The organism is Enterococcus sp. AAFC-DPL-5146, assembly GCF_058216635.1.
This window is the reverse complement of the sequence record NZ_CM177103.1, coordinates 32,009-51,844: the sequence shown is the minus strand read 5'-3', so window position 1 is coordinate 51,844 and position 19,836 is coordinate 32,009. Positions and strand designations below refer to the sequence as shown.

General features: G+C 34.9%; 18 protein-coding genes. 2 read left to right on the top strand and 16 right to left on the bottom strand.

Annotation, left to right across the window (positions count from 1 at the left end):
- Nucleotides 1–144: 144 nt before the first annotated feature.
- The 5 genes from rihC to AC4BB2_RS00205 all read right to left on the bottom strand — a co-directional run bounded on the left by rihC (nt 145) and on the right by AC4BB2_RS00205 (nt 6,045).
- Nucleotides 145–1,068, bottom strand: coding sequence for a ribonucleoside hydrolase RihC (gene rihC / locus AC4BB2_RS00225; protein WP_490473464.1), 924 nt, complete (start codon nt 1,066–1,068; stop codon nt 145–147).
- 141 nt (nt 1,069–1,209) lie between these two features.
- Nucleotides 1,210–1,542 (bottom strand): hypothetical protein, encoded by a 333-nt coding sequence (locus AC4BB2_RS00220; RefSeq protein ID WP_490473463.1) that lies wholly within the window; start codon nt 1,540–1,542, stop codon nt 1,210–1,212.
- Nucleotides 1,543–1,664: 122 nt separating this feature from the next.
- Nucleotides 1,665–4,256, bottom strand: a complete 2,592-nt coding sequence (gene mprF, locus AC4BB2_RS00215) for a bifunctional lysylphosphatidylglycerol flippase/synthetase MprF (protein ID WP_490473462.1) — start codon at nt 4,254–4,256, stop codon at nt 1,665–1,667.
- Between the two features lie 152 nt (nt 4,257–4,408).
- Nucleotides 4,409–5,170, bottom strand: coding sequence for a hypothetical protein (locus tag AC4BB2_RS00210; protein WP_490473461.1), 762 nt, complete (start codon nt 5,168–5,170; stop codon nt 4,409–4,411).
- An 11-nt stretch (nt 5,171–5,181) separates the two neighbouring features.
- The gene (locus AC4BB2_RS00205; protein WP_490473460.1) at nt 5,182–6,045 is read right to left on the bottom strand and encodes an ABC transporter ATP-binding protein; all 864 of its coding nucleotides are present in this window, start codon (nt 6,043–6,045) and stop codon (nt 5,182–5,184) included.
- A 309-nt stretch (nt 6,046–6,354) separates the two neighbouring features.
- Between AC4BB2_RS00205 and AC4BB2_RS00200 the strand changes: the two genes are divergently transcribed.
- Nucleotides 6,355–6,747 (top strand): hypothetical protein, encoded by a 393-nt coding sequence (locus AC4BB2_RS00200; RefSeq protein ID WP_490473459.1) that lies wholly within the window; start codon nt 6,355–6,357, stop codon nt 6,745–6,747.
- Between the two features lie 241 nt (nt 6,748–6,988).
- Here the strand turns inward: AC4BB2_RS00200 and AC4BB2_RS00195 are convergent, their stop codons facing one another.
- Both AC4BB2_RS00195 and AC4BB2_RS00190 read right to left on the bottom strand, forming a co-directional pair.
- Entirely contained in the window at nt 6,989–9,127 is a 2,139-nt protein-coding gene (locus tag AC4BB2_RS00195) for a coiled-coil domain-containing protein (protein ID WP_490473458.1), read from the bottom strand.
- A 337-nt stretch (nt 9,128–9,464) separates the two neighbouring features.
- Nucleotides 9,465–10,043 carry a TMEM175 family protein gene (locus AC4BB2_RS00190; RefSeq protein ID WP_490473457.1) on the bottom strand — a complete coding sequence of 193 codons (579 nt, stop codon included), beginning with the start codon at nt 10,041–10,043 and terminating at the stop codon, nt 9,465–9,467.
- Between the two features lie 166 nt (nt 10,044–10,209).
- Here AC4BB2_RS00190 and AC4BB2_RS00185 point away from each other — a divergent pair, with 166 nt between their 5' ends.
- Nucleotides 10,210–10,407, top strand: coding sequence for a hypothetical protein (locus AC4BB2_RS00185; RefSeq protein WP_490473456.1), 198 nt, complete (start codon nt 10,210–10,212; stop codon nt 10,405–10,407).
- Nucleotides 10,408–10,471: 64 nt separating this feature from the next.
- Here the strand turns inward: AC4BB2_RS00185 and AC4BB2_RS00180 are convergent, their stop codons facing one another.
- The 9 genes from AC4BB2_RS00180 to AC4BB2_RS00140 form a co-directional block, all read right to left on the bottom strand.
- Nucleotides 10,472–11,260: an HNH endonuclease gene (locus tag AC4BB2_RS00180; RefSeq protein ID WP_490473455.1), complete on the bottom strand. Its 789-nt coding sequence runs from the start codon at nt 11,258–11,260 to the stop codon at nt 10,472–10,474.
- A 103-nt stretch (nt 11,261–11,363) separates the two neighbouring features.
- A complete protein-coding gene (locus AC4BB2_RS00175) occupies nt 11,364–11,765 on the bottom strand; it encodes a hypothetical protein (protein ID WP_490473454.1) in 402 nt (133 codons plus the stop codon).
- Between the two features lie 20 nt (nt 11,766–11,785).
- Nucleotides 11,786–12,313 carry an HdeD family acid-resistance protein gene (locus tag AC4BB2_RS00170; protein WP_490473453.1) on the bottom strand — a complete coding sequence of 176 codons (528 nt, stop codon included), beginning with the start codon at nt 12,311–12,313 and terminating at the stop codon, nt 11,786–11,788.
- A gap of 262 nt (nt 12,314–12,575) precedes the next feature.
- Complete coding sequence (locus AC4BB2_RS00165; protein WP_490473452.1) at nt 12,576–12,950, bottom strand: DUF956 family protein; 375 nt, start codon at nt 12,948–12,950, stop codon at nt 12,576–12,578.
- A 128-nt stretch (nt 12,951–13,078) separates the two neighbouring features.
- Complete coding sequence (locus AC4BB2_RS00160) at nt 13,079–13,990, bottom strand: PTS system mannose/fructose/sorbose family transporter subunit IID (protein ID WP_069635187.1); 912 nt, start codon at nt 13,988–13,990, stop codon at nt 13,079–13,081.
- Between the two features lie 23 nt (nt 13,991–14,013).
- Complete coding sequence (locus tag AC4BB2_RS00155) at nt 14,014–14,820, bottom strand: PTS mannose/fructose/sorbose transporter subunit IIC (RefSeq protein WP_010762081.1); 807 nt, start codon at nt 14,818–14,820, stop codon at nt 14,014–14,016.
- A gap of 33 nt (nt 14,821–14,853) precedes the next feature.
- The gene (locus tag AC4BB2_RS00150) at nt 14,854–15,852 is read right to left on the bottom strand and encodes a mannose/fructose/sorbose PTS transporter subunit IIA (protein ID WP_490473451.1); all 999 of its coding nucleotides are present in this window, start codon (nt 15,850–15,852) and stop codon (nt 14,854–14,856) included.
- 285 nt (nt 15,853–16,137) lie between these two features.
- A complete protein-coding gene (locus AC4BB2_RS00145; protein ID WP_490473450.1) occupies nt 16,138–16,632 on the bottom strand; it encodes a mannose/fructose/sorbose PTS transporter subunit IIB in 495 nt (164 codons plus the stop codon).
- A gap of 256 nt (nt 16,633–16,888) precedes the next feature.
- Nucleotides 16,889–19,786: a sigma-54-dependent transcriptional regulator gene (locus tag AC4BB2_RS00140; protein ID WP_490473449.1), complete on the bottom strand. Its 2,898-nt coding sequence runs from the start codon at nt 19,784–19,786 to the stop codon at nt 16,889–16,891.
- Nucleotides 19,787–19,836: the final 50 nt, after the last annotated feature.

Genomic DNA, 19,836 nt, shown 5'->3' with positions numbered 1-19,836 from the left:
TACGTGTAAAAAGAGTCCCTAATATATAAAACAAAACAATTTCACCGCTACTTTGAAATGGGACAGAACTAACGAGTAAATAGAAAAATAGGCGTGGAACAAATCAAAACCAGATTTGCTCCACCCCCTAATATAAATAACCAATCAACTACACTTCTCAATAGCTTCTAAAAACCATTGTCTAAATAACTGTCCGTCGATATCCACACACACTCGGCTATTTGCTGGTTTCCCTAGATAGCCATCTAAATCAACCAATGTCGCTCCAGCAGTCAACGCACCTTGCGTTTCAACAGCAACATAAGATTCTTTCATTTCAAACATCTCAGGTGCCAACAGGTAAGCAATTGCACATCCATCGTACATCTTCAATCCCGTCTCTAAACTGCCGCCACGATATTTTTTAAATAAATGATCGATCATATCTCCAGTTTTATTCATTTTCTGGATCTCTTCACGCTCTTTTGGTAAAACTAACGCTTTCTCTCCAACATCCAACCCAACCATCGTTAAAGATACCCTACTTTCAAAAACGATTTTCGCCGCTTCTGGATCAGCAGCAATATTGAACTCTGACAATACACCTAGATTTCCTCGTGCTAAAGAACCACCCATAATCACAAGTTCTTCAATTCTTTCCACACATTCTGGATATATTCTAAGTAAGAGTGCAATGTTCGTCAATGGACCGATACCAACAATCGTCGTTTTTTCTTTAGAATCCATCAACACCTTGTACATCTCAATCACCGCATGATTTTTTGTTAATAATTCATACCTAGATTCTGGAAATTCATAACCATCCATCCCTGTACTTCCGTGAATAGCACTTGCATTGATTGCTTCACGAAGCAATGGTCGATCAGAACCGATTGCTACAGGTACATTCTTGTTCCAAAAAGCCAGTAATTTAAGTAGATTTTTTGTTACTTTATCTACACTGACATTTCCTGCAACAGTGGTGAATAATTTGATATCCAACCTCTCATCAAATAATGCTGCAGCAATTGCAACAGCGTCATCGATTCCAGGATCTGTATCGATGATGATTTTTCTTGTTTTTTTCACTTTGTGTTATCCTTCCTTTAGACTTTAGTTAAACAAAAAAGCATTTTTCCGCGCTGATTTTACTTAACTAAAGACTCCCCTTTTTTTATATAAAAAAACAGGAAACAGAAAAAGTGACTGTCCCCCTGTCCTCTTCTATTTTTAATACTCCAATTGTTTTAAATGAAGCAAAAATGATTCTTTACTCAATCGTTTAATTGTATACAAACGTTCAATTTGCTTACGTATTTTTTTATCTTCTTTTGCAGTAGGATCAAAAGCATCCATCAATGTATCGATTCCATATTCTATTAATATACCTATACCACCACTTCCGACAGTAAAACCCATCGTTTCAGTATCATTCAATTGTCCTTTTTTGATTTCTGCAACAGTTTGACTAAAATCACCTTCAACGATAATTTCATCTGTCTTCTTTTCCAACTGTACTGCCAGCTCAGCTTTTGTTTTTACCGTCACCTGTTCAATAGCCATCAAAAAAACCTCCAATATCCTTTTGTAATTATTATACGCTATTCCTATTTTTTTACTAGAGGTACTTTACATTTTTAAAGGTGAGGAGCTAACCATTTTCTGGTTTCTCCTCACCTTTTATTCTATGATACAATCATTACTTCTTCTACCAAAGAAATACCTTTGTTCTTGCCCCGTTCGATTAACAATGCTAACTGAATAAATGCAAACCAAACATTGCTCTGTTTAGAGTAAGCGTAATATCTAGGTTCCCACGTTGTTACATAATGCTCTTTTTCTTTCCTAGTATCCTTAAATCCATATAGTTGATCGCCGTATTTATAGAAAATATTGATTAAACGCTCATTTAAAAATGAATACTTTGTTTCACCGACATTTGATAACGGAGCTGTACCTAAATCGACAGAATGGTATCCTCGTTTTTGATACTCAGCAATAAAATGTGTCAATAAGAAATCTGACATATACTCTGGCGCTTTTTCAGAATAACGCAATAAATCATAGGAGATTTCGTCGTTTTTAATGATAGTCTTCGCTGTGATGAAACCAATCACTTCATAGCCTTGATTCCGCACTATACCGACATCACTTAACGACAAGTAGTCTCGATCAAACTGGCCACCAACAAAATTACGTTCTCGTTGATTACCTAACCACCCCTCTGATACACGTGATAACTCTTGAAACAACTCATCAGAAACAGATTCATGGTACATCGTAAATGTATAACCCAAATTAGTTAAATGCTGCAATTCCATACTGTTCGTTGCTAAAGAAATGGGCGTTGAACCCACAAGGGAAAAATCAATGATCCCTTCTTCTCCAACCTTCATAAAATTATAGCCTAAATCATGTAAAATCATTGTATAACTTTCACTGATTCGATAAAAAGCTACTTGATAACCAAGTAAATCAGCCGCATTCATAAAAGCTAATGTCGCTTGCATCCATCGTTCCTTGTTACCAATGGGGTCCCCTAAAACAAAACATTTATTCGCTTTTATCTGGTAACCAAATAAAACTTCATCTTCTCCATTTTCCTGATAATAATAATAGGCATAATTTTTTAAATACAATACATGACTGCCCTCTGTTCCGCCATATTTATTGATTAACCCTGTTAAACGCGCTTCCTGAAATGATTCACCCAGCCCAATATCCGTATCAGCCAAGTATTGATAAAGAGTGATTAGACCGATCATTGAAATGCCTAATCCAACCAAACCAGAAAACCAAACATCATCTGAAGGAAATAGTAAAAACATATGAGGCAATGGACCGCTTTTATCTGGATGCGAGCTATAATATCCAGCCACTGCATAAATAATAAATAAGAAACTGAACAAAATACCGTCAACGGTTAGCGCTCCCCAAGAATAAACAAATTTTTCTCGGTAAAACTCTTTTCTTGCTAAAAAGACCGCTGAAAGAATCACTAGATAAACCAGAATCAGCTGCCAAGAAGCCGTTCGTAAAATCGTATTAACAATTCCAAAAATCAATAAACAAATTGTTGGCCAATAAGCTTTTTTTACTTTCATGGAAATTCCTCTAGCTAGTCCCAACAGTAAAAAACCAATCAGCATATTAAATGTTTGATCTAAAAAATTAAAAGAAAACGGCATTAAAAATTTAAACAACTGACTAACAGTCGATAAATTGGTGATCGTAGATAATAAAACCATCATAATTCCAGCAAAATACAGGGCTACAACTAAAACAAAATGAGCCGCTTTTTGTGAAAAAATTCGTGGTAAATCATCTAAAAAGCGATTGATTTTAACACCTGTTTGATGAATAAATAACATAATTCCAGTCATAAAAGGTAACACATAATAAAATAGTCTGTAATAAATCAACCAGACAACTGCTGTTGATTGACTCACACTTAACTGAGACAAGCCCAGAATCATTAACACATCAAATGTCCCCATACCGCCAGGTACCATCGTCAGCATCCCGATCAATGTTGCAATCACAAACATAGGATAAACAGAAAGCAACGACACATCGACTTTCATCAAAGTACCCACACTTAAAAAAACAAACATTGCCCCTAACCATTGACCTAATGACGCTGCAAACAATAAAAAAATACCTTTTGGGAAAAAATCTTTAAATAACGTATATTTCTTTAATTGAGTAAATAACAACAAAGCTGGTGCAATCAAACTTCCTGCAAGCAGCCATACCCAGTACTCTCTAAATAGACTATTTGGACGAATAAAAAAAACATCAATAAAAGAAAGAAATGCTAAAATAGAAAGACCCGAAATCATAAATAACGCTACTTTAGAAACCGTTGCTACAACTTTTTTCCGCGGCGCATCTTTCCCATAAAAATTAGCCCGTAATGTCGCTCCTACAACGCCGCCAAAGCCAGCGAGATTATTGATCGTATTTGTGACCCAAGCACAGACAAACCACTCCCAGCGGTTCATTTTCGGCTTTCCTTGCTCTTCCAAAACTTTCACAACGACTAAATCATATAAAAGCATCGGCAGGACACCTAATAAACCTGCTAACACCATTCCCAAGATTCGAAAACGATTTTGTTGTTCCATTGTATGAAAAACATCCTGCCAAGTCATTCCTTGAACAATATGCGTCACTTGATTCGCTACAAATATCAATACCGAACCTAAAAAAATCAGTTTTAACAATAAGCTATGTGTTTTCATCCAATGAAATAGTTGCTTGCTTTTATGTTTCATTCACTCACCACTCTTCTTGTAATCAAGTTTTCTTTTATATGTTAGCGTATAACGAAATATTTTTCCACTTTGGCTCATAGTACCAAAGTACTATAATAAAAATAAGATAAAGTTGAAGAAGAATATTCCCCAACTTTATCTTTAAAGTAATTTTATAAGTTTTGTCTCTCCAATGTTCTTAAAGAAATATATCCAAAAACAACAATGGAAATCACTGTAAGAAACAGTTGAAAAATATAGCTTCCCGTTGCACTAAAGTCAAAAGAAAAAGCAACTGTACTTAATATACCTAATACAATACTGCTAAGGATGTTGAAGGCTATAAAAAGAAGAAAAGAAAGATTTCTACCTTTCGTTATGATGCAAGCTGTTGCAATAACCATCAACATATTTAAATAACCAAGCAACCCTGAAAAGATCATTTTTCCAAAACTCATATCCGTATAATAAAAAATTGAATTAAACCCTTCCACAAAACTGTCCCACGCATTTATCTGTGTTAATTTTATTAAGAATAGGATTACAGGAATCAGTGCAATCATCAACATTAATGCAATCGTACAAATAAAGATTGCACCAATTTTTGCAAAAAATAATTTTCTTCTATTCACACCAGAAGCGACCATCATAGCCATAACATTATTCTTATAATCCATAGAAATCATATGAAAAGGATAGACATACGCAAAAATAATATTACCAAAAAAGACGATTATTCCAACAAAAACCATTGTCCCCATAATTGTTGCAGATACCCCAGATTCATAATAGGACTCTGAGAAACTTGATGCCACACCCAATGCAAATAAAGTCAAAATAATATTCAAAACTCCAATAATTCCAGCCGTAATTAAAAAACTTTTATCCCGTAAAAATTTAAATAACTCCATTTTAAAAATCAATTTTCCAGTCATTATCGCCCCTCCTAATTCAATTTCTCATCTAAAATTTTCACTTTAGATAACTCTGAAATTTCAATTGTTTCCTCTGTCAAACATTGCTTTACAAGTACCCAACGTTCATCAGAGATGTCCAATTTCACACCGTCATCATCTACTCGGTAGTAATAGTTCAACTGATCCAAGATTTCTTTCAGACGGATATTATTTGTAGTGTCGATACGACGAATTTGTTTTTCTTTTTCAGCATTGATATCGATTGTTTCAGAAATACGACCACGATCGATCACATACACGATATCACACAATGCTTCTAAATCATTTTGCACATGACTGGAAATCACCAATGTTAATCCTTGCTCGGTCAACTGTTTTAAATAATTTTTAAACCATTTAACCGTATCAATATCTAAACCGCGAAATGGTTCATCTAAAATCAAGACTTCTGGCGTATGCATTAATGCAATTAGCAAAATCAATTTTTTCTGCATCCCATAAGAATAGCTTTTTACTTTTTGATCCAATACTGCAAATAGATCCAAGTCTCTTGCTAAATCCTTTGCTTTCTCTTCATCAAAATTACCACGCAACCCAGAAAAATACTGAATATTGAACCAACCTGTACGATTCGAGTAAACAGACATACCATCTAAAACGATACCGACATTCAACAATACTTCATTATGTTGTTTTACAGAAATATCATTAATCAAAATGTCTCCTTGATAATTGGTGATGATGTTCGTCATACACTTAAACAACGTTGTTTTACCAGCCCCATTGTGACCAACTAAACCATAAGAAGTCCCTTTTTCAAAGTCTAATGAACGAATGTTCAAGACTTCAGCACGACCATAGCGCATAACTAGATCCCTTACTTTAATCTCCATAATAAACTCCTTTAATTTATTTTATTGTTTTTCTCTTGTTTCCAGTATCCTAAAAATTATAAAAAAGATAACAATAATAGTTTATCATGTTTTTTATTTTATAGTGAAATTATTTTAAATAAAAAGTATTTTGATAACGTTATACGGAAGGACTTTTTAGATATACAATAACTAAAAATTAAAATATATGCTCCCAAAATATGATTGTTATCTTGTATAAAGTACTTGAAATTATTTTATTGTCTGATATCATTTACTGTATGCTTTACTTGTCTAAATGTATATAAATATAAAAGAGTGGAGAAAAAAATGAAATATATAGTTTATTCCTTAATTGGTTTAACTTTATTAATTACTTTAGTTAGTTGCAGTACTAATCTGAAAAAAGAAACCAAAAATAATAATTCTACATTTCTCGGAACTTGGGAAAAAGAAGACCACTCTGGGAAAAAGATTATTATTGAATCGAAAAATGAGAATTCATTTATACTAACTTTCAAAAAATTTGACTTAAATAATGACACTAACTTGACTACTAAAGAACAAAGTAACGAAGAGCTTATCTTGGAATCTAGTGATCAAAATCTAATTTATTCATTCTACATAATTGATAACAACCATTTAGAATTCTATTTTTCAACAAAAACTAAGGAGAAAAACGTTGGTGAGTCTCCTCCAATAAAAGTAAAAAGAATTAAGTAGAACGTCTACTTAATTCTTTTTATTACCAGTTAGTTATTGTTCTTCTCCAAGTGTATGTTCTTGTCGGACTTGCAATATATTTGATCTGTTTAGGTGACGAATCAATTATTTCAGTATAGTTATTCCACGGATTCCAAATAATGTATCCATTCATCTGCTTTCCCATATAGTTCTCTGAATAAGTCCCAAAAACAAGATTAGCTAAAAATCAGCTAACCTCATTCATATTTTATACTTTCAATTACTGTACACCATTTTGTCGTGCAAGATAAGTTTCCAGATACTCGCTTAATCTCTTATATCCTTCCATTTTTTGCTCAACTTCTTTTGGACAATAAATCCATTTCCCCATCACTTTTCGCTTCTTAGAAAGGACATTAATCTCTTCTAAAAAGTCGTGCAAATCGTTGATTAATTGTTGACTGCTTAATTCATTGCCTAATAAAATATCTTTCTTTTCTCGCTCATATACGGATGCCCATAGATAAGGAAGAACTTCGATTTTTCGGATATTGGCATAAAAATCATCTTTGGGCATCATTCCTTTATGTCCCAAACCTCTTCCTTGTTGGAAAAACGAATGGATCTCCCATTCTAATTTTTTCAATCGACGTAAAGAAGGTCCTTCTGAATCTTGGGAATTCCCATTATTTTTATTATACCCTTCATCTAATGCCCATCCATTTCTAGTCTCTTCCTGAGGATGTTTTTCTGACACTCGATCAAGCATTTCTTCAATCGCCAAAGTAACTGTTGGTCTTTCTCCTTCAACTTCTGTTACTGATTTTACAGGTCTGTTGGCTTGTAAGAACGTTTCTTTTGACGGAAAGCTTCTATTTGTTGGCTGTGCCTCTAGATTTGTTTTTGGGGCTGCAGCAGCTGTTGGCAGTGCAGGCGGTCCCACCATTGCATTGTTTGACCTTGTTGTCACAGATACTGGTTGCTGAACTGCTGCTGGTTCTTTCCTAGCCACAGGTGCGGCTTGACGCATCTTTTGTTCTAGCTCAGCAATTTTTTGATGTGCTTTGATTAATTGAACATCTACTTTACCAACGGTCTGTGTCAATTTCTTGATTTCGGTTGCATTTGATTTTAACTGATCCTGATCTTTTTGGTGCTGTTCAGCTAGCTTTTTTACTGAATCGCTTTTAGTTAGTTTGACTACAGGTATATTTTTCTTTGCTACTTGAACCGTTGTCAGTTTGGACTCAACTGTTTGAAGTTTTGTAGCCAACTGATTGATTACTTGGTTCAATTTAACTGTTTCTGATGCTGTTTCTTGCAGCTGCTCGTAATCTTGTTCTATTTTTGCCACTGCTTTAGAATCTGGTTTTGCTTCTAAAACATTTGTTTCTACAGTGCTCAATTTATCGTTAATTTGCTGTAATTGTTGTGCAATAGAGTTAACTTCTTCACTAGTTGTTGCTAATTTATCCGCTAACTTATTTTGTTCATTGTTTACCGTTTTGGCTGTAGAGAAGTTTAGTTTTGGTCTTTTCTTCTGTTTATTTTGTTCAATTGATTTATTTAACTCGCTTACTTGTTGATCAGAATGTTTTATTTTTTGAGATAGCACATCAATTTTCTCTAACGCTTCGTTTAGACGATCTTCCACCGTTGGGCCTGCTTCTTCTCCTGAACCGAAAACAATTTTAAATTTCGGTGGTTTCTTAGGTTTTGGTACATTTGATAGTTTATCATCCACATGGGATTTAAACGTTGAAAATTCTTTCGCTAATTGTTCAATTTTTTCGTTGACTGCTTTTAACTGTTTTGCATTTTCAGATTCTAGTGCTTCTTTAGCCGCTACTTTACTTTGCACGACTTTAACAACAGGTGGTGTTCTCTTGTCTTTAACCGTTTGAACTTCTTTATAAATATCATTCAAGTTCTCACTAAACTGGTTCATCATTTCTGTTAACAGTAAGACTTCACTATTCGTTTCTTGCAGTCCTTTAACCATTTCAAGCGGTATTTCTTCTGAAAAACTAGATAGGTGCTCCAATGGTAATTCTGGAACTTCCAAACTGCTGATCCATGTACGCAAATCACTTATTTGTAATTTGCTCAATGGATGTGCCAAAGCAATAAGTATTGTGATATAAACTGCTTTTTGTGTCACACGTACATAAAGATTTTTTGCCACACAATCTTCAAATTCATGATTAAATTGCTCTGGAAGGTCTTCTAATAGTGCTTCAAATTGCTCCGGCTGATCATAATCTGATGACACTTCAAATTTTCTTAATAGGTAAACAGAGTATTGACTCAACACTTCATCTGAATAGAGCTCTTCGCCTAAACGACTAGCCTCAATCTCTTTTCTTAAAAATACTTTTTTATTTTCTGTGGTAGCTTTTGTATGATTCAACTTTTCCATATGTAATAACGGCCCCTTTTTTACTTGTACCTCACTTTGTTCTCAAAAAACTATATATCATCGTAAAGGTTGAATTAAAAGTTATCCTCTGACTATCAAGGCTAGCAACTCTGCGCTCACTTTACATTCTTTTTATAATACTATGTTTATTACGTTCTTTTTTATACAATCATTTTTAATTTTACCCTAAAAACAACAAGAGTTGTTTTCACAAAATACTTAAATGTACAAAAAAATTGAGAATATTTAAATTAAAAAGTTTATGTTATCATATTTTTTAACATATTTGTCATTTTTATAAATAAAAAGTGAGATAAAACATAACAATTGTCTTATCTCACTCATTATATTTTTTTTCAATTCGTCGATCAGGTATGATCCACATAATTAAAATGCCAATATTTACAATTAACACAAAATAAGGGTGAACCAATCCTCCAAGAACTAAACCTAAAATATTTAGAACAATCGTTGCATAGGATTTATTGTATCTTTGAAATAACTCACTCAACGTTGATTCTTTTCCATTTGCCCGTATCAATTCTTTTGTTAGAATCAGATAAGCAACATTGGCTAGAAGGGTGATGAGACCATACGTCAACTGAGGTACTAAACTGTCAATGAAGTCACCTACCCAAGCAGTAGCAAACGGGAATAAGGTTAAAGTAAAAATAAAGAAGTTATTCGCCCACAAGACTCGCCCATCGATTTTATGAACCAATTGAAACATGTGATGATGATTGTTCCAATAAATAGCCAACATCACAAAACTTACAATATAAATGAATAATTTCCGTTCAACTCCTGCCAAACCGGCTAGTGTATCTGTTGTCGGTTGATGCAGTTCTAAAACTAAAATGGTCATCACAATAGCAATAACTGCATCTGTAAAAGCTTCAATTCTTGATTTTGACATATCTTTTCATCTCCTCTTTTTTATTTTACGTTCTTTTGAAGCAAATGCAATGAATTTGACCCGCCCAAAGGTGGAGAGAAAATCAGCCTTAAGGTGGATTCCTTGAATAAAGATTCTTGCTATACTTTATTCATAGAGAACAAGAGAAAAAATGGAGGTTTTTAAAATGAGACAACGATCAATGTTAATGACTATTTTAATGGTCATCGGGTTATTTTTTGTAGGGAGTATTATTTTAAGTATTGTACTTGGAATTGTGGGCAGCCTATTATGGTTTGCGATTAAAATCATGATTCCAGTAGCGATTGCTGTGTGGTTAGTCCGCATGATTTCAGGACCTTCAAATCGTCGTAGATATTACTAAACAATAGAAAAAAACGTTTCAGTTCGTTTGTTGAGCGCTGAAACGTTTTTTTATCTATTTCCAGCTACTCTGTTTCTGCTGTATGCATCTTATCCTGGTGGAGTAATAGTTGTTCCTTTTTGATTCTATCAATTGCTTCAACAGCATATGCTGCGCCCATATGATAATCTTTGTGTACTTGCTTAGATACGGTTAAAAGATTTGCTTCATGATCGCTTCCACCTTCTGATACAAAGACTAAGTGATGGATTTCTATTTGATGATTACTTGCAGGAATTCGAACGCCAAAACGATTGGTAATTGCTAAATCAGCTCCTGTTACTCTGCAATAAAATCTGTCCCTACTAGCAATTCTATAAGGTAACGTTGAAATGCCTCTCTTGAAAAAAGTCGCTTTACCATAGTTTCGACTGCAGCGATCTGAGCAAAAAGAGGTGCGCCGACCTTCCAATAGTTGATTGCACCATTTACATAGTCGTTTATCTTCTCTAAAATCAATCGTTTCAAATCCTACTTCTTCTCCAAACGCTTTTTCATATTCATAGAGACTTAACCAACGTCTTGTATATGTATCGCTTTTTTCTTCTAAACGTAATTGGCTGCCTTTTGCTTTATAGATATATTTATCGGGAATTTCTTCAACGGCTTCTTGAATTTCTTTTCTTCTTTCAACTGAGAACGCGGAATAATCATTTGACGATAATTCACCCACACCAAATTGCCCAACAGTTTTACACTTAAAACAAATATAAAATTGTGGTGCTTCCAAAGACTCTTCTGAAAAAAGCAATTCTACTTTTCTTGAACATTTCGGACAATACGCTTTAGGCAACTTAAAACGATGATAATTCATAGTGTCATCCCTTCGTGTTTTTCTCATTATAACTCATTTTTGAAATGAAAAGCAGATAAAAAAGTAGAGGGTGGTCTTTAAAAGACCACCCTCTACTTTTAACTTAACCTAACTCATCAGTTTTTTTAATAATTTTTTTGATTTCATGAATGGCTTTCTTTTGTTCCAAGTAGTTTTTCACTTTATTTTCATCGTTATCGATTTTACTCAAAGTTGTATCTAATTTATCGATTTCATTGTTGATTTGACCAACCAATGATTCTTGATTATCAAGCCAGTTTCCAGTATTTTTAACTGCTTTATCATGTGCTTTTTGTTCTTCTTTTTCGATCTTATTTTCTTTACGGATAATTGATTTTACTTCATGCAGTGCTTTTTCTTGTTCATAGAAGTGTTTTATTTTGCTGTCAGTTTCTTCCATTTTTAAAAGAGTCACGTCCAACTTATCCATTTCTTTACCAATTTTTTCTACTAATTTTACTTCTTTTTCTGCATAGTTTGTCATAACTTATTCCTCCCGTTATCTTATCTAAATGCGTAAACGATATGCGTGATACCAAAAAGCATAAAATAAAATCCAACTAGAAAACTTAATGTTAGTGCTGAAGATAAAGGGTTCATCAATAACATGATTCCTAAAATGATCCCCAAAACATCTACGACTAATGTAAACCAGAAGTAACCGGTACTAACTGATTTCGCTAAATCTAAAGCAAATAGTCCAAAAACAGAGTCTAAGATAAACCAAATTGCAAAAACAAATGGTAACGCTGCAACCCCGATATTTAAGTTAAATAAGAAGTACACCCCAATAATAATATCGATAACACCTAAAACGATTGGTCCATACGCTTTGTATCCAGTTAATTCCTTCATTCTATTACGAGCGAAAATTTCAAAGATGCCTTTCAAAATTGCGAATATGGCGAACACCATCACAATTGCAATCAAATTCCCTGCTGGATCTTGAAAAGATAGTAACGATGTTAAAACAAAGAGAATACCCAGAACTAAAGATCCCCAATCTATACCAGTTTTTCTTGTTTCATTCATACTGCCCACTTCTTCCTTTTTTATTTGTTTTTATAATTTTATGGTACTCCTAAAAAGCAATAGGGTCAAAGCAAAACACTCAATAAATAACGATTGTTATTTATCTCTCATAAATTTACAAAAATAAGTTTTTACATACTAAAATCGTTATAATTTTGAATGTAGATAGGTATCAAAACTATATTTGCAAGTAGAAGAAAAATAGCTACTAACTTAAAAATGAGCGAAGCAAAACTTTATATGTTTTGCTCCACTCATTTTTTTATTTTTTTCTACCTATTGATAAAAATGCTCGTTTAATTACATCAAAAAAGCCTAATGATTGCACCATATGATCCGGTGCCACATATTCCTGCATTTCTCTAAGCACTTTTTTAGGCTGCTTAGAGGAGAATGTAAATGTGCCATTTTTTTTCGTTTGAATAGCATATCGCGGAATCCACTTCCCTTTAAACATAACAGAAGCAATCACATAATCCACTTCTTCCCATGGAATCTGAACAAATTTTCGGCTATCACGAGAATTATAAAATTCAAAACCTTTGTCGCCGATCATAATTTTTCCATAATCCGTAAGTCCCGTAAAAGCGGTGGCATCCGTTATGAAATCTACTTTTGTATTCAGTGATTCAACCATTCTATCTGCTCCATTTCCTCAGTGAGTTATCTTATTTATTATACGTTCTTTTTAATGATTAAGCTATGTAAATGAAACTTGGGACAAAACCGAATGGCTTTATCCCAAGCATAAAACGCATAGACAAATTATAGTAATCCGATCACGTGACCAAGTACACCGACTACGAATAAGCCAAGAATGATAACGATTGGAGAAACTTTTTTCTTAAGCAACCACATACATAAGAATGTAAGAAGTAATGCTGCTAAACCAGGAATCAATTGATCCAAGTTATTTTGCAACGTCGTTACTTTCATTGCTGAAAGAGCCTTGCCTGAGCCGACTTCTTCAAATGCTTTTTGCAGCCCTTCACCATTTATCGGAAGTTTGTCCCATTCAACATAGGCACCTTTATCCAATTTAACCGTGGAAACGATTGGTATAAATTTAATTGATACCCACCGTTGTACCAAGGCTGCCAGTACAAACATACCTAGAATCGACGCACCTTTTGTTACATCTTGCAATAATCCGCCTGAAAGATCTTCTGTAATTTTAGAACCTGCTTTGTAGCCAAATTCTTGTGTATACCACATAAATGACCAACGAATAATATTCCATGCTAAGAAGAAAATGATTGGACCAAGAATGTTTCCGCCAATCGCAAGTGACGCACCTAAGGCTCCTAACATCGGACGAATCGTAAACCAGAATACTGGGTCACCAACACCCGCCAAAGGTCCCATCATACCAACTTTGACCCCTTGAATCGCTACGTCATCAACCGGAGCGCCATTAGCACGTTCTTCTTCCAGTGCTAATGTCACACCAAGGATTGGTGAAGCAATGTATGGGTGAGTGTTAAAGAACTCTAAGTGACGTTTTAATGCTGCTGATTGATCTTCTTTTGTTTTATATAATTTTTTAATTGCTGGGATCATTGAGAAAGCCCAACCACCATTTTGCATACGTTCATAGTTCCAAGAACCCTGAATGAATGTAGAGCGCCATGCAACGGCTAAACGATCTTTTTTAGTTAATTCAATTTTTTCTGCCATGTCTCTTCTCTCCTCCTTCAGGATTAATAATCATTTAAGATGTCGCCAAGTGGGTCACCAGTATTACTTCCGCCACCGCTACCATTTGAAGAACCACCCATTTTAGAAAGGTTCAAGTAGATCAATGCTAAAGCAACACCTAATGCACCTAGTGCAATCAATGTTAATTGAGAAATTGCCGCTACGACAAAACCAATGATAAAGAACGGCCATACTTCTTTTGTTGCCATCATGTTGATTACTAATGCGTACCCTACAGCCACGACCATACCACCACCGATAGCCATACCTTCAGTTAACCATGCTGGCATTGATTCCAATGCTGATTGAACAGTTTCTGCTGGAATAAATAAAAGTGCTGCTGCTGGAATCGCAATACGGATTCCTTGCATACATACTGCTAAAATGTGTAACATTTCGATTTTTCTGATATCGCCTTTTTCTGCTGCCGCATCCATCATATGAACGATCGGTACAGCAAGTGTACGAACGATCATTGTTAAGAAAAGACCTGCTACTGCAAGTGGTACAGCAATCGCGATTGCTGATGGAACACCTTTAACGCCTTGTCCACCTAATACTAAAATAATTGCTGATGCAACAGATGCTAATGCTGCATCCGGTGCTACTGCGGCTCCGATATTCGCCCAACCAAGCGCGATCATTTGTAAAGTTCCGCCAAGAACAATACCTGCTTCCAAGTTACCTGTTACTAAACCAATTAAGGTACATGCCACTAACGGTTGATGAAATTGAAATTCATCTAGAATTCCTTCCATACCTGCTAGAAAGGCAACTAAGATTACTAAAATAATTGTTATAATAGACATGATAAGCCTCCTATTTTCATTTGAATTTTTGGATTATTTTGAGTGTGCTTGTGCTAACTCATGCTTCGCTTTTTTAAGAATTTCATCCATATTAGCATTAGAATCATTTGGTACTTTGCGGACATCAAATTTAACGCCTAACTCTTCTAATTTTTCAAAAGCGTCAACGTCTTCTGATCCCATAGACAATACCTTACTTACAACGACTTTACCAACTGAATGAGCCATTGAGCCAACGTTTACTTCTTTGATATCTACGCCGCCTTCGACTACTTTTACCACATCTTCTGGATTTTCAAATAATAATAACGCCTTTGTATTTCCAAAACGTGGATCTTTTGAAATTTCAATCATTTTATTGATTGGAATAACGTTAGCCTTAACACCTGGAGGAGCTGCTTGTTCGATCAATTTTTTACGAAGATCATCTTTTGATACCGCATCTGAAACAACGATAATACGGTTCGGTAAAACCGATTTCGTCCATGCAGTAGCTACTTGACCGTGTAATAAACGAGAATCGACACGAGCTAAAACGAACTTGATTTTGCCATCACCCACAACAGTCCCTTCAGGTAATGACCCTTTAGGTTGCGCATCTTCAACAGCAGCTTTAGGTGCTTCTGCTGGTTCTAATTCCTCTGGTTTGATTCTCACACCTTCTTTAGCTGTTTCAAGAACATGTGCTGCAATCTCTTGTGCTGAATTCATTGAGAAGCGTGACGCATAAGCTTCAATCAACATTGGTAAGTTTAAGCCACTAACAATTGCCCACTTGTCTTTATGTTCTTCAAAAAGACTGTTTGCTTGGTTAAATGGTGTGCCTCCCCATAAATCAACTAAAAATAGTACTTCGTCTTCTTCATCAAATGTCGCGATTGCTGCTTTTAATTTTGCTTTTAAATCATCTGGGCCTTCGCTAGGCATCAATACAACTGCTTGTACTTTTTCCTGTTCACCAAAAATCATGGAACCGGACTGTAAAATGCCTTGAGCAAATTCCCCATGGCTAGCAAGAATAATTCCTACCATAATTTGATACCTCCTATATTTTTTTCAACTACCTTATCACTACCATCATCTGTTGATTCTTCGATATGAAAACATCCACATGAAATATATAAAAAGAAAAAATGCGTTACACAGCTTCGTTTTCATTTTCTACTGTCAACAGAATAATGTTTGATAACCTACTATTATGATTGCTCATAGCAACTTTTGCTTGTTTGATCACCTCTTTCAATGTTATGGGCAATAGCTTCAACCATTGAGATCGATTCTAAAACTTCATTTATATAGAACCTGAAAAAGAGAACGTTATACTAACTGATCTTTTTTCAGTAATTCCATCAAGTCCACTTCGTTATCAGCAACCACTTTACGAATTTCCAATTTAATTCCTTGATCGCTTAAATACTTAAACGCTGCGATATCCTGCTCATTCACAGCAACAGCATTTGTAATCATTCGTTTTCCACCTGTAAAACTCATACCGCCAATATTAACAGAGTTAAAAAGAACATTACCTCCAACCACACGTTTTACATCTTCTGGACAAGTGAACAACAACATCACTTTTAAGCTGGCAAAACGTTCATCTTGAAATATCTCGATCATTTTATCAACCGTGATAACATTTACTTTTACACCAGGCGGGGATGCTTGTACGAGTAATGCTTTTCTTAATGTGTCATGTGCAACAGCATCGCTAACAACTAAAATTCGGTTTACATTGGTACTTTTAGTCCAAACCGTCGCAACTTGTCCATGTATCAAGCGATCGTCGATGCGCACCAGACGAATATCCATCATGAAATGTTCTCCTTTATATTCCTACGATTAGCTGATAGAAAACGCTCCAGTTAGTAATAAAATACTATGTTCAGTCGTATATTGCCAAAATAACGACTACTCTAGTCAGCCAGATCGTTAAAGCATAGATGAACTAAACAACGTGAGAATTTTACCTACCAGTTTATTTAAAGCAAGTTCCGTGCCAGAATTAGTGTATTGTAAAGAAAAAGGAAAAATTAAGGGTTTATTTAATAAAATACACAAAGAAGATACACTAAAACAGTGTATCTTCTTTGTGTATCCCTTCTAGTGTATCTTCTGTATTTTGTTCTTGATTCAATTGCGTGTTTTTAATCAATAGAATAATATAATAGACTTCTTCTATTGGCAACTCTAATTTAAACGTTTGTTTTAAATATTGATTTGCTTTCATCACTACTTCATAATTAGGTTCAGCTGCAAGTTGTGTTAACTCTCCTTCTGTAACCGTTAGTGAACCACCTTGCACTATTCTTTCCAATGCTCCTGCTAAATGCATTACCAAATTAACATAAAAAGAATAGTCTATTTGTAAAGCCAAGTCTGTTCTAATGATATCTGTAAATTCCCAAAGTGGATCGATTATTTTTTTAGGATTAATAAAAGTAAAGCTTTGCTCCATATAATCAATACAAAGTTTTTTAGCAGCCTGTTCATCAATCTCTTGGGTTTTCATAGACATGTCACTTTCCGTCAACAACTGACCGATAACGACTTCCGCTTCACCTGAGAAAAAGGTTTCCATGGGAATAAATGGTGCCGAAATTTTTGGATCAGTAATACCAGTAACGGCAATCACTCGGTATTCTTCTTGAATACTTGTCAACTGCTCTTTCATATCAATAATAGACAATGGTAAAACTTCTAGTTCTAGTCCTAATTGAGGGGGAACAGATGCTTCAATCATTTCTTTCATTCGTTTGGCTGTTCCTTCTCCTGATGCACAAATAGCAATGATTACTCTCTTTTTCCAAGGTTCTAAAGGATCGATCTCTCGTTCTTGATGAATGTCAGCATAACCTTGAAAATTTTTCAAAGAATCGTATAGCGTATCCAATTGCGTATCAATCAAAGTTGTTTTTCTAGCTGTTTCTAAAACGATAGGTGTTGTAACCATATCAACCGTTCGAACTTCGATACCTGTTTGACGTGTTATTTCATCTGAGAAAGTTGCTAAAGAACCCATATCAACTAAAAGAATAACACCACTGTCTTCATTGACTTCTTTCACTACATTGATAATTTGCCTCAATGCTTCTTTAGGTTGCATCTCCAAAGGCATATCGACCGCTCTTAAGTTATCGACATTTAGAAGTTGTGACACCACTTGCACCATGCTTGTGGCGGTGCTTTTTCCGTGTGCGGCTACAACGATTCCGATTCGTCCAGCGTCTTTATTCTCCCGCAAGGAAATCAATAGGACAGCCAAATAATAGGTTTCAAACTCTGGAATTTTCATTTGATAATTCACTTCAATAATCCGTTTGATTTCTTGCGCTGTTTCAAATTCCTTAGGGTAATCCAACACCATATTTCTGATGTTTTCATTCAATTGGTGCTGCCGTTCTTCACCATTTTGGATTCGTTTCAAAAAAGAACTAATGTGCAAACTCATTGCATAAATAAAATTAGATTGAAAATTGTAATTTAGCTTTTGCTTGGCAAAATTATAGATTTCTTTCGTGACATCAATAATCCGCTGATCTACTATTTCAGCTAATTTATTTTCAGTATCAAAAGTAAATCCATGGTCTTTATAAAAAGATTTTAAGTGAACATTAATGTCTGTTGTAATAAAATTATTGATCACTTCTTGTTCTAACCCATCTTCTTTTAATAACGCTGCTTTATCTCCAATAATTTCATATAAATTATATGGTAGCTCATACGAATCTGACTGGATCGTTACAAGAGGTTCATTTGGTGTCACAAGCATCTGAGGTTCTAAATATTTGGATAGCTCTGCCAATGTCTCCCGATTACTTGCCAGTTGCATCATACCTTCTTTAATACTGTCCGTTAGCTCATCAATAGTGATGGTCAGCTCATCTTGATCAATATGATTTAAAAATCCTCTAGCTGTCACTAATTGGACATTTGATTTCAATTGCCCCACATTGCCATAGGAAACACTGCCAATCAACGCTTTCACAACATCTTCCGACAATGAAATTTTCCGCTGAATACGTGATGCTTCCATAGAGATCATTACTCTAAGTAAATCGATTTTTTCTTTTGCAGGACGATCAATAAAATTAGGCAGCTGAATAATGATTGGGATTCTTCTAACAAAGGTGTTCAATAAAGACGAAGTTGGGTTTTCTGTCGTTGCACAAATGATTCGTACATCTGCTCGGCGATTTTTAACACTTTCACCCAACCTTGAGTAAGTACCATGATCCATAAAATAAAATACCATTTCCTGACCTTCTGGTGGTAAGCGATGCACTTCATCCAGAAATAAAATACTACCATCTGCTTCATGAATGATCCCTTCTTTAGCTTTCGTAGCACCTGTAAAAGCACCTTCTGCATAACCAAAAAGATGAGACATCAATAATTCAGGATTATGAGCATAATCAGCGCAGTTAAATACAATCAACTTTTTATCTGAGTCAATCACATGATTTAACAGCGCAAATTGAAACATTGCGTGAGCAAAATAGGTTTTACCCGAACCAGTTGGCCCTGTAATCAAACAGTTCAGCCCTTTAGGTGGATACAATATCGCTGCTTTCGCTTGCTCAACAGGCGTTCTCATACTTCCTGTGGAACCAATCATCCCTTTGAAAATATCCTCTCCTGCAAATTTCTTTGCTTGTTTATGTAAATGATCCATATCTGTTACTCGATTTTCAACAAGGCTGTGTTCGCGATAACTTTTTACTGGCTTGGATAATGGTTGGTATTTAAAAATTACTTTATCTACATATTTAACTGGGCGTCCTTCTGTCTTCTCCAAAACTCCTTCTCTAACAAGTTGATTCAAATCCTTGCTGGCATTCGTTCTTTGAATATCTAAAGCTTCTGAGACCTCACCAGTAGTAACTCCGCCTCCCAAAGAAACATCACTTGGTGTTAAATTTTCAGTTTGTTCTTTTACATAAAGATAGATTCGCTCAATGCGTTTCATCATCATTTCCCCTTAAAAAGATACACTAATTTTATGTGTATCATACAGTG

What these genes read in the sequence shown, in the direction of transcription:
- AC4BB2_RS00185 (WP_490473456.1), top strand. Translation starts at nt 10,210, where the DNA reads ATGAGACAACGATCAATGTTAATGACTATTTTAATGGTCATCGGGTTA.
- AC4BB2_RS00140 (WP_490473449.1), bottom strand. Translation starts at nt 19,786, where the DNA reads ATGAAACGCATTGAGCGAATCTATCTTTATGTAAAAGAACAAACTGAA.
- AC4BB2_RS00155 (WP_010762081.1), bottom strand. Translation starts at nt 14,820, where the DNA reads ATGTCTATTATAACAATTATTTTAGTAATCTTAGTTGCCTTTCTAGCA.
- AC4BB2_RS00150 (WP_490473451.1), bottom strand. Translation starts at nt 15,852, where the DNA reads ATGGTAGGAATTATTCTTGCTAGCCATGGGGAATTTGCTCAAGGCATT.
- AC4BB2_RS00165 (WP_490473452.1), bottom strand. Translation starts at nt 12,950, where the DNA reads ATGGTTGAATCACTGAATACAAAAGTAGATTTCATAACGGATGCCACC.
- AC4BB2_RS00220 (WP_490473463.1), bottom strand. Translation starts at nt 1,542, where the DNA reads ATGGCTATTGAACAGGTGACGGTAAAAACAAAAGCTGAGCTGGCAGTA.
- AC4BB2_RS00175 (WP_490473454.1), bottom strand. Translation starts at nt 11,765, where the DNA reads ATGACAAACTATGCAGAAAAAGAAGTAAAATTAGTAGAAAAAATTGGT.
- AC4BB2_RS00145 (WP_490473450.1), bottom strand. Translation starts at nt 16,632, where the DNA reads ATGATGGATATTCGTCTGGTGCGCATCGACGATCGCTTGATACATGGA.
- AC4BB2_RS00200 (WP_490473459.1), top strand. Translation starts at nt 6,355, where the DNA reads ATGAAATATATAGTTTATTCCTTAATTGGTTTAACTTTATTAATTACT.
- AC4BB2_RS00195 (WP_490473458.1), bottom strand. Translation starts at nt 9,127, where the DNA reads ATGGAAAAGTTGAATCATACAAAAGCTACCACAGAAAATAAAAAAGTA.
- AC4BB2_RS00210 (WP_490473461.1), bottom strand. Translation starts at nt 5,170, where the DNA reads ATGACTGGAAAATTGATTTTTAAAATGGAGTTATTTAAATTTTTACGG.
- AC4BB2_RS00205 (WP_490473460.1), bottom strand. Translation starts at nt 6,045, where the DNA reads ATGGAGATTAAAGTAAGGGATCTAGTTATGCGCTATGGTCGTGCTGAA.
- AC4BB2_RS00190 (WP_490473457.1), bottom strand. Translation starts at nt 10,043, where the DNA reads ATGTCAAAATCAAGAATTGAAGCTTTTACAGATGCAGTTATTGCTATT.
- mprF (WP_490473462.1), bottom strand. Translation starts at nt 4,256, where the DNA reads ATGAAACATAAAAGCAAGCAACTATTTCATTGGATGAAAACACATAGC.
- AC4BB2_RS00180 (WP_490473455.1), bottom strand. Translation starts at nt 11,260, where the DNA reads ATGAATTATCATCGTTTTAAGTTGCCTAAAGCGTATTGTCCGAAATGT.
- AC4BB2_RS00160 (WP_069635187.1), bottom strand. Translation starts at nt 13,990, where the DNA reads ATGGCAGAAAAAATTGAATTAACTAAAAAAGATCGTTTAGCCGTTGCA.
- AC4BB2_RS00170 (WP_490473453.1), bottom strand. Translation starts at nt 12,313, where the DNA reads ATGAATGAAACAAGAAAAACTGGTATAGATTGGGGATCTTTAGTTCTG.